General features: G+C 59.9%; 10 protein-coding genes. 9 read left to right on the forward strand and 1 reads right to left on the reverse strand.

Annotated elements, in window-relative coordinates:
• Window positions 1-1,168 (reverse strand): S8 family peptidase (locus BN871_RS26255; protein ID WP_053087005.1); only part of this gene is annotated, 1,168 nt, incomplete at its 3' end.
• Window positions 1,169-1,317: 149 nt separating this feature from the next.
• Between BN871_RS26255 and BN871_RS17760 the strand changes: the two genes are divergently transcribed.
• The 9 genes from BN871_RS17760 (at window position 1,318) to BN871_RS28520 (ending at window position 7,203) form a co-directional block, all read left to right on the forward strand.
• Window positions 1,318-1,551, forward strand: a complete 234-nt coding sequence (locus tag BN871_RS17760) for a DUF4227 family protein (protein WP_021881415.1) — start codon at window positions 1,318-1,320, stop codon at window positions 1,549-1,551.
• A 98-nt stretch (window positions 1,552-1,649) separates the two neighbouring features.
• Entirely contained in the window at window positions 1,650-2,621 is a 972-nt protein-coding gene (locus tag BN871_RS17765; protein ID WP_048748176.1) for a tyrosine recombinase, read from the forward strand.
• A 21-nt stretch (window positions 2,622-2,642) separates the two neighbouring features.
• A complete protein-coding gene (locus BN871_RS17770) occupies window positions 2,643-3,473 on the forward strand; it encodes a purine-nucleoside phosphorylase (protein ID WP_021881417.1) in 831 nt (276 codons plus the stop codon).
• 111 nt (window positions 3,474-3,584) lie between these two features.
• Window positions 3,585-3,761, forward strand: a complete 177-nt coding sequence (locus tag BN871_RS27040) for an aspartyl-phosphate phosphatase Spo0E family protein (RefSeq protein WP_021881418.1) — start codon at window positions 3,585-3,587, stop codon at window positions 3,759-3,761.
• A 218-nt stretch (window positions 3,762-3,979) separates the two neighbouring features.
• Entirely contained in the window at window positions 3,980-5,218 is a 1,239-nt protein-coding gene (locus tag BN871_RS17775) for a D-alanyl-D-alanine carboxypeptidase family protein (RefSeq protein WP_021881419.1), read from the forward strand.
• A gap of 110 nt (window positions 5,219-5,328) precedes the next feature.
• Complete coding sequence (spoIIAA, locus tag BN871_RS17780) at window positions 5,329-5,682, forward strand: anti-sigma F factor antagonist (RefSeq protein ID WP_048748177.1); 354 nt, start codon at window positions 5,329-5,331, stop codon at window positions 5,680-5,682.
• Entirely contained in the window at window positions 5,679-6,131 is a 453-nt protein-coding gene (gene spoIIAB, locus BN871_RS17785) for an anti-sigma F factor (RefSeq protein WP_021881421.1), read from the forward strand. Before spoIIAA ends, spoIIAB begins: the two co-directional genes overlap by 4 nt.
• A 19-nt stretch (window positions 6,132-6,150) precedes the next feature.
• The gene (gene sigF, locus BN871_RS17790) at window positions 6,151-6,906 is read left to right on the forward strand and encodes an RNA polymerase sporulation sigma factor SigF (protein ID WP_048748178.1); all 756 of its coding nucleotides are present in this window, start codon (window positions 6,151-6,153) and stop codon (window positions 6,904-6,906) included.
• Between the two features lie 132 nt (window positions 6,907-7,038).
• A complete protein-coding gene (locus tag BN871_RS28520; protein ID WP_198158061.1) occupies window positions 7,039-7,203 on the forward strand; it encodes a hypothetical protein in 165 nt (54 codons plus the stop codon).
• Window positions 7,204-7,267: the final 64 nt, after the last annotated feature.

Here is a 7,267-nt window from a genome sequence, read left to right on the forward strand (position 1 = left end):
GACAGAAGGAGCCGATTTTGCCGAGCCGGAGCAGGCCGGCTCCTTGGGAGCGGCTTCCGTAGCCCGGCAGCCTGCGCGCCCAGCGCTTGAGCACCGATGCGGCTCCTGAGGGCGGGAGGCCGGGATAGGTTGCGAGCAGCAGGGCTGCGCCGCCGGCGACATGAGGGGAGCTCATGCTCGTGCCGGATTCGACCGCATACTTGCCGTTCAGCCAGGCGGAGCGGATTCTGTCGCCGGGAGCGGTCAGGCCGAGTCCTTTTCCGCGCGAGCTGAAGGGAGCGATCCGTCCTTTTCTCGTCGAGGCAGCGACGGCGATCGTTTGCGGATACGCGGCTGGAAGATCGAGTCCGCCGCTGTCCCGGCCCATGTTGCCGGCTGCGGCGACCAGCACGATTCCGGAGCGGCTGGCTCGCCGGATGACTCCGTGCAGCGCCTTGCTGCGAGATCCCGGAGATAGTCCAAAACTCATGTTGACGACATGCATCCGTTTGGCGATGCACCAGTCGATCGCCTCGATGATATCCGACAGATGGCCGTAGCCCTCGCCATCCAGCGCTTTGACGGCGTAGAGGGACACGGCCGGGGCGACGCCTGGCGTACCTCCGGAGCGTCCTTTGCCGGCGGCGATTCCGGCCACATGCGTGCCATGTCCGTTGTCGTCCCGGTACGATGCGCCGCCAATGACGTTCACGCCTCCCCGGATGGACAGATCCGGATGGGGACCGGACCCGGTGTCGATGACGGCGAGCCGCACCCCGCCTCCGAGCGTGCGGAGCCAAGCTGCCGGGGCGCCGGCCTGCCTGATGTTCCAGGGAAGCAGGGAAAGGGAGCCCTTTCGGCTTCCGGAAGCGCCGGGCAGCCGGATGCCTGGCCCAGCGCCGCCCGCGCGCCTGCGGCTTGCGCCGAGAGCCCGGATGCGGACATCCTTTTCAAATGAAGCTATATGGGGATGGCGCTTGATGCGGCTCCAGCCGGACGAGGCATGGAGATGGAGGCAGAGCATCCGGCTTCCCCGCACGGCCTTGACCGGAGTTATTCCTTTCCGCCTCAGATGGTCCAGCGCCCGGTCATACTGCCTGCTGCCGGTCAAGACGATGATACTCTTGGCCGTTCCCGGCCCGGGTCCGCGTGCTGCGCATGAATACAAGCAAGATCCTGCCGACATCATCGTTTCATTCCTCCTGCGGCTGTCCTTCTGCCTGCCATTGTATGAAGGCGGCGGAGCAGCCGGGGCGGCGCCTGCCTTGCGACAGCAGACAATGGGCATAAAGCGCGATTGGCGAGCATAGGTTGTCACTGTAAAGGAGGCGCCTGTCCATGATTCTCTCCATCCGAAGCTGGGTGGCGCGGCTGGCTTTCATCGCGCTGTTCGCCGCCCTTACCGTCGTGTTCTACGAAGGCTGCCGACTGGCGGAAAGCTGGGTCGCTCCGGTCGATCCTTATGCGCTGCCCCGAGGGCCTGCCCTCAAAGTATTCGAGCATCACGGGGCGCCGCCGGAGGGCGGCACGATCGCCGACAGGCTGCGCTGGTTCTACTATAACGGGGAATGACTGGGGAACGGCGGAGGAGCCGGCAGGATGCCGGCTCCTCCGCCGTTTGCCGTAAAGGGGGTTGACCGTCTATACTGACAAGCGAGGGGGAGGTTGGAATGGAGCTGAATCAATGCCTGTTCGCCTATCTGGAAGAGCTGCAAAACGGCCGAAGAGTATCGGCATCCACCTATGATGCCTACCGACGCGACCTGGAGCATGCGCTGGCGTATCTGGAGGGGCAGGGCCTCTCGTCCATCGGGAGCGTCCAGAAGCATCATCTCGTGCGTTATTTGCAGCGCATCAAGGAGGAGGGCTGCCGCCAGTCCACCGTTTTGCGACGGCTCGCTTCGATTCGTTCCTTCTACCGCTTCCTGACGCGGGTCGGCTATACCGACCGCGATCCCTCCATGCATGTGGAGCTGTCCCGCAGCGAGCTGCCGAGACCCGTGCCCCTGACGCTCGACGAGGTCGAGCTGCTGATGAACGCTCCGGAGACCGATTCTCCGTCAGGTCTCCGGGACAAGGCGATGCTGGAGCTGCTCTACGGCTCCGGCATCCGGGTGTCGGAGCTGCTCGCCATGAGCGTGTCCGATGCGAATACCGGCATGGGCTACGTACGAGTCGTATCTCCCCGGTCCAGGGAGCGGATCGTTCCGCTCGGCCATATCGCCTCCGGCTGGATGGGGCTTTATTTGCGGGAAGGAAGGCCGAGGCTGGCGGAGCAGGCGGAAGCCGGAGACGGACGTTCAAGGCGGAAGCCCGACGTTCGCGACCGGGAGGAGGAAGCGCCGTTGTTTCTCAATCCGGCCGGGGAAAGAATGTCCCGACAGGGTTTCTGGAAGCTGATCAAGAAGCATGCGCGCCATTCCGGAATCGACGATCCCGAGAAAATAACGCCGCATTCGCTGCGGACCTCGTTTGCCGCCCATCTGCTGGAGCGGGGCGCCGACATGCGCGCCGTGCAGGAGATGATGGGACATGCCGGAATCGTGTCCACGGAGCGTTATGCCGGCACGGATAGGCCTCGGGTGAAGGACGTATACGAAAGAGCGCATCCGCGCGCAGGCAATCCCACAGAAGGTTTTTGAGACAAGAAAGGAAGATGAACAATGACGACAGCAGCACCGACGGCCGTACATATTCGGGAGGCGGCGGATTATATCGCCTCCAAAACTTCGATCAAACCGCAGGTCGGCCTCATCATGGGATCCGGCCTCGGCATTCTCGGGGATTATATCGAAGAAGCGGTCACGATCCATTACAGCGACATTCCCCATTTCCCGATCTCGACCGTAGAAGGCCATGCCGGAGAGCTGCTCGTCGGCAAGCTGTCAGGCGTGAGCGTCATTCTCATGAGAGGGCGCTTCCATATGTATGAAGGCTATGGAGCCGAGCTGACGGCTTTCCCGGTCCGCGTCATGAAAGCGCTTGGAGCGGACAAGCTGCTTGTCACGAATGCGGCAGGCGGAATCAACACGAATTATGAAGCGGGCGATCTGATGCTGATTTCCGATCAGATCAACTTTACCGGACGCAACCCGCTCATCGGACCGAACGACAGCTCGATCGGCGTCCGCTTCCCCGACATGTCCGAAGGCTACAGCCGCAGAATGCGCGCCGTCGCGAAGGAGATCGCTTCCCAGCAAGGCTTCGCCCTGCGCGAGGGCGTCTACCTGGCCGTTCTCGGCCCATCCTACGAGACGCCCGCCGAGATCCGCATGATGCGTACGCTTGGAGCGGACGCCGTCGGAATGTCGACCGTCACCGAGGTCATCGCGGCGCGGCATTGCGGCATGGAGACGGTCGGGATTTCCTGCATCACGAACATGGCTTCAGGCATTTTGGACCAGCCTTTGTCGCATGAAGAGGTCATTGAAACGACAGAACGCGTCAAATCTCGTTTCCTTGGACTTGTGCAGGCTCTCATTCCGCGCCTTTAGTCCCTTCCCGCTTCCAAAAATGATTCTTTCGGCTCGACGCGGCACGACAGCATTTTTAGTTTGCGTGGCGTATGATGACCGTGATAAATCATGAAATTTGGAGAGGAATGTATGAACGAGAGGGTTCCCCTGAATCAACAGATCGAACGGCTGCGCGGTCAAATGGTGCAGTCGGCTGCAGCCCGGAATACGCTTCTGCACCGCGAAGTGCTGCGGATCAGCCAGTCTCTGGACCGGCTCATCGTGCAGGTACAGGAAGAGCGGATGACCAAGAGTCGCAAATACTAGCAGTTTTCGGACCTGTCGAACGGGGCCGGGCTGCCAATCGCAAGCGGGCCATGCGGGCCATTCACCGGAGAAATGTCTTCGGAGATCGCCGCATGACCCGCTATTTGTGTTGAGCGATAGAATATCTTTCTCTTAAATGGGTGATACTGGAAGAATGTTGTGCGCCATCCTGCCTGCATGCCAGGACAGGCCGCCAGACCTATTAGGAGGGAAACGAATTGAAACGAACCGGTAAGAAATGGGTAGCGATCATATTAGGCTTGCAGCTGATTCTGGCCTTGCCGGCCGCGGCAGCCGCCGTGCCTGCGCTTCAGCCGCTGACGCCGGGGACGGCAGAGGCGCTTGAAGCCGATTCTGCGGCCAACCCTGCGTCATCGACAGGCTCCGACCTGGCTCCTTCCGCCCGTTCGGCCATCGTCATGGATGCGGACAGCGGAACCGTCATCTATGAAAAGAACAGCCACGACAAGCTTCCTCCGGCAAGCATCACCAAAATCATGACGATGCTGCTGACGATGGAGGCTTTGAAGGACGGCAAGATCAAGCTGACCGACAAGGTGCGGACGAGCGATTATGCGGCTTCCATGGGCGGTTCCCAGATCTTCCTGGAGCCTGGGGAAGAAATGACGGTGAACGATATGCTCAAGGGCATCGCGATGGCGTCAGGCAACGACGCTTCAGTCGCGATGGCCGAGAAGCTGGGAGGAACAGAGGCGGAGTTCGTCGCGATGATGAACGCCAAGGCTGCCCAGCTCGGCCTCAAGGATACGCATTTCGCCAACTGCAACGGATTGCCGGCCGCGGATCATTACTCATCCGCCCACGACATCGCCGTCATGTCCAGGGAACTGCTCAAGTACGGCGACATCACCAAATATACCGGCCAATACCAGGACTATCTCCGGAAGGATTCGGCCAAGCCGTTCTGGCTCGTCAACACGAACAAGCTGGTGCGGTTCTATGACGGCGCCGACGGCCTCAAGACCGGCTACACGACGGAAGCGAAGTACTGCCTGTCGGCGACGGCCGTCCGCGACGGCATGAGGGTCGTCGCGGTCGTCATGGGAGAGCCGAACACGAAGACGCGCAATGCCGAAGTGTCGGGACTGCTGGATTATTCCTTTGCGCAGTACGCCAACTACCCGATTCTGAAAAAAGGCGAAAGCATGGGGATGCTGACGATCGAAAAAGGCGTGAAGAGCAAGCTTCCGCTGACCGCGCAAAACAATTACAGCATCCTGATGAAGAAGGGCGCCGCGGCCAAGGATATCCGCTTCGAGCTCAAAATCGACGGCCCTGTCAAAGCTCCGGTCAAAATCGGCGATCCCGTCGGCAAGCTGATCGTCTATCAGGGAGACAAGGTGATCAAGGAATTCCCGGTCGACATGCCGGTATCCGTTGAACGCGCCGGATGGTGGAAGCTGTTCAAGCGCTCGACCGGAAGCCTGTTCTCCTGAGCGAGAAATGTCATAACCTAGCGCCCTGCTTCTAGTTTTGTCGTCAGGCAGGAAAGGCGCTCCGCCATGGAGAATCCCTCTGTCATTCAACGGGAGGAGTGTGCAGAGCAATGAGTCTTCATGTCGATCTGGAACATCAGCGCCATATCCTGATCGTCCGCCTGCAGGGAGAGCTGGATCACCATACGGCGGATGAGGTCAGGGCGAGGATGGAGGATGCGATCCTTAGGGGAAACAGCACCCATGTCATCCTCAGCCTCAAGGAGCTGGCCTTCATGGACAGCTCCGGGCTCGGAGTCATCCTCGGACGTTACAAGCTGCTGAAGAGCCGGGGAGGCAAAATGGTCATCTGCGACGTCAGTCCTGGAGTGTACAGGCTGTTCGAGCTCTCAGGCCTGTTCAAGATCATGCCGATTCACGACAATGAGCGCGACGCGCTCTCAAGCCTGGAGGTTGCCCTATGAATGCGTCCCGGTCCAATGCCATGCAGCTCAGCTTCAGCGCCCGTTCCGAGAACGAAGCCTTCGCGCGGGTCAGCGTGGCGGCGTTCGTCTCCCAGCTCGATCCGACGATGGAGGAGCTCAACGACCTCAAGACGGTCATTTCCGAGGCGGTTACCAACTCCATCATCCATGCCTATGACTGCGACGAATCCAAGATGGTTCGAATCGAGGCCTCCATTGAAGGCGATTCCGTGACCATCATCATTTCCGATGAAGGAAGCGGGATCGAGGATCTGGAGCTGGCGCGGCAGCCGCTGTATACATCCAAGCCTGAATTGGAGCGTTCAGGCATGGGCTTCACGATCATGGAAAATTTCATGGACAGCTTTGAGGTTACCAGCGAGCCCGGTCGCGGTACCCAGATCGCCATGACCAAGCGAATCGAATCCAAAAAGGCGCTCTACAATTAGAGCGCATAGGGGCTGAATCATGGATGCCGAGTTGAAGAAAAACGCGGGTCCTTACCTGGACGATTCGGAAGTCAAGCGGCTCATCGCTCTGAGCCAATCCGGAGATTCCCTTGCCAGGGATACGCTGGCCCGCTGCAATATCCGTCTGGTCTGGTCGGTCGTTCAGCGCTTCATCAACCGCGGCTACGAGCCGGAGGACCTGTTCCAGATCGGCTGCATCGGATTGCTCAAATCCGTCGACAAGTTCGATCTCAGCTATGACGTCAAATTTTCCACTTATGCCGTTCCGATGATCATCGGCGAAATCCAGCGCTTCCTGCGGGATGACGGCACGCTCAAAGTAAGCCGCTCCCTCAAGGAAACGGCCAACAAAGTGCGCAAGGCGAAGGACGAGCTGTCCAAGACGCTCGGCAGGCTGCCGACCATCTCCGAGGTGGCCGAATTTCTCGGCATTACGCCGGAGGACGTCGTTTTCGCCCAGGAGGCCAACAAGCCTCCGACGTCGATCCACGAGACGGTATTCGAAAATGACGGGGATCCCATCACGCTCATGGATCAGATCGCCGACGAGTCCGGCGAGCGATGGTTCGACCGGCTGGCGCTCAACGAAGCGATCGGCGGGCTGACCGAGAGGGAGCGCCTGATCGTGTACCTGCGTTATTACCGGGATCAGACCCAGTCCGAGGTGGCCGGCAGGCTCGGCATTTCCCAGGTGCAGGTATCGAGGCTCGAGAAGAAAATATTGCAATCGATCAAGGACCAGATCGCCCAATAGGGCGGCCTGGCCTTTTTTTTGCCGGGCGGACCTGCCGGAGGAATGCGGAGTCGATTTGTCCCGGGACGAGTAACCTCAATCATCCTGTCCCATACTATCCATGCACAGGCAAAGGCGGAAGGAGGCGGGAGAATGAAGGGCAAGCCGGATGATCCGACGGAGACGAAGGTCTACCTCCGGATGAAGAAAAGAATAACGGTTCCGCCCGGAAGCACGGTCCGCCTCGGAGCGGTCGCACGGCTGCTCGCCGAGCCTTGGCTGCGTTCGGGAATTGAATCGCCTTTTCGATATCTTTGATCGTGATGAGCCTTTAAGCGTATTCGTCTCGTCTACGAGCGGCAGCTTCTCGATCTTATGCTTC

The organism is Paenibacillus sp. P22, from assembly GCF_000469945.2.
Lineage (GTDB): Bacteria > Bacillota > Bacilli > Paenibacillales > Paenibacillaceae > Paenibacillus_O > Paenibacillus_O humicus.

Excerpts from the sequence above, each read along its gene's own strand:
- BN871_RS17760 (WP_021881415.1), top strand. The coding sequence starts at position 1,318 with ATGATTCTCTCCATCCGAAGCTGGGTGGCGCGGCTGGCTTTCATCGCG.
- spoIIAA (WP_048748177.1), top strand. The coding sequence starts at position 5,329 with ATGAGTCTTCATGTCGATCTGGAACATCAGCGCCATATCCTGATCGTC.
- BN871_RS28520 (WP_198158061.1), top strand. The coding sequence starts at position 7,039 with ATGAAGGGCAAGCCGGATGATCCGACGGAGACGAAGGTCTACCTCCGG.
- BN871_RS27040 (WP_021881418.1), top strand. The coding sequence starts at position 3,585 with ATGAACGAGAGGGTTCCCCTGAATCAACAGATCGAACGGCTGCGCGGT.
- sigF (WP_048748178.1), top strand. The coding sequence starts at position 6,151 with ATGGATGCCGAGTTGAAGAAAAACGCGGGTCCTTACCTGGACGATTCG.
- spoIIAB (WP_021881421.1), top strand. The coding sequence starts at position 5,679 with ATGAATGCGTCCCGGTCCAATGCCATGCAGCTCAGCTTCAGCGCCCGT.
- BN871_RS17770 (WP_021881417.1), top strand. The coding sequence starts at position 2,643 with ATGACGACAGCAGCACCGACGGCCGTACATATTCGGGAGGCGGCGGAT.
- BN871_RS17765 (WP_048748176.1), top strand. The coding sequence starts at position 1,650 with ATGGAGCTGAATCAATGCCTGTTCGCCTATCTGGAAGAGCTGCAAAAC.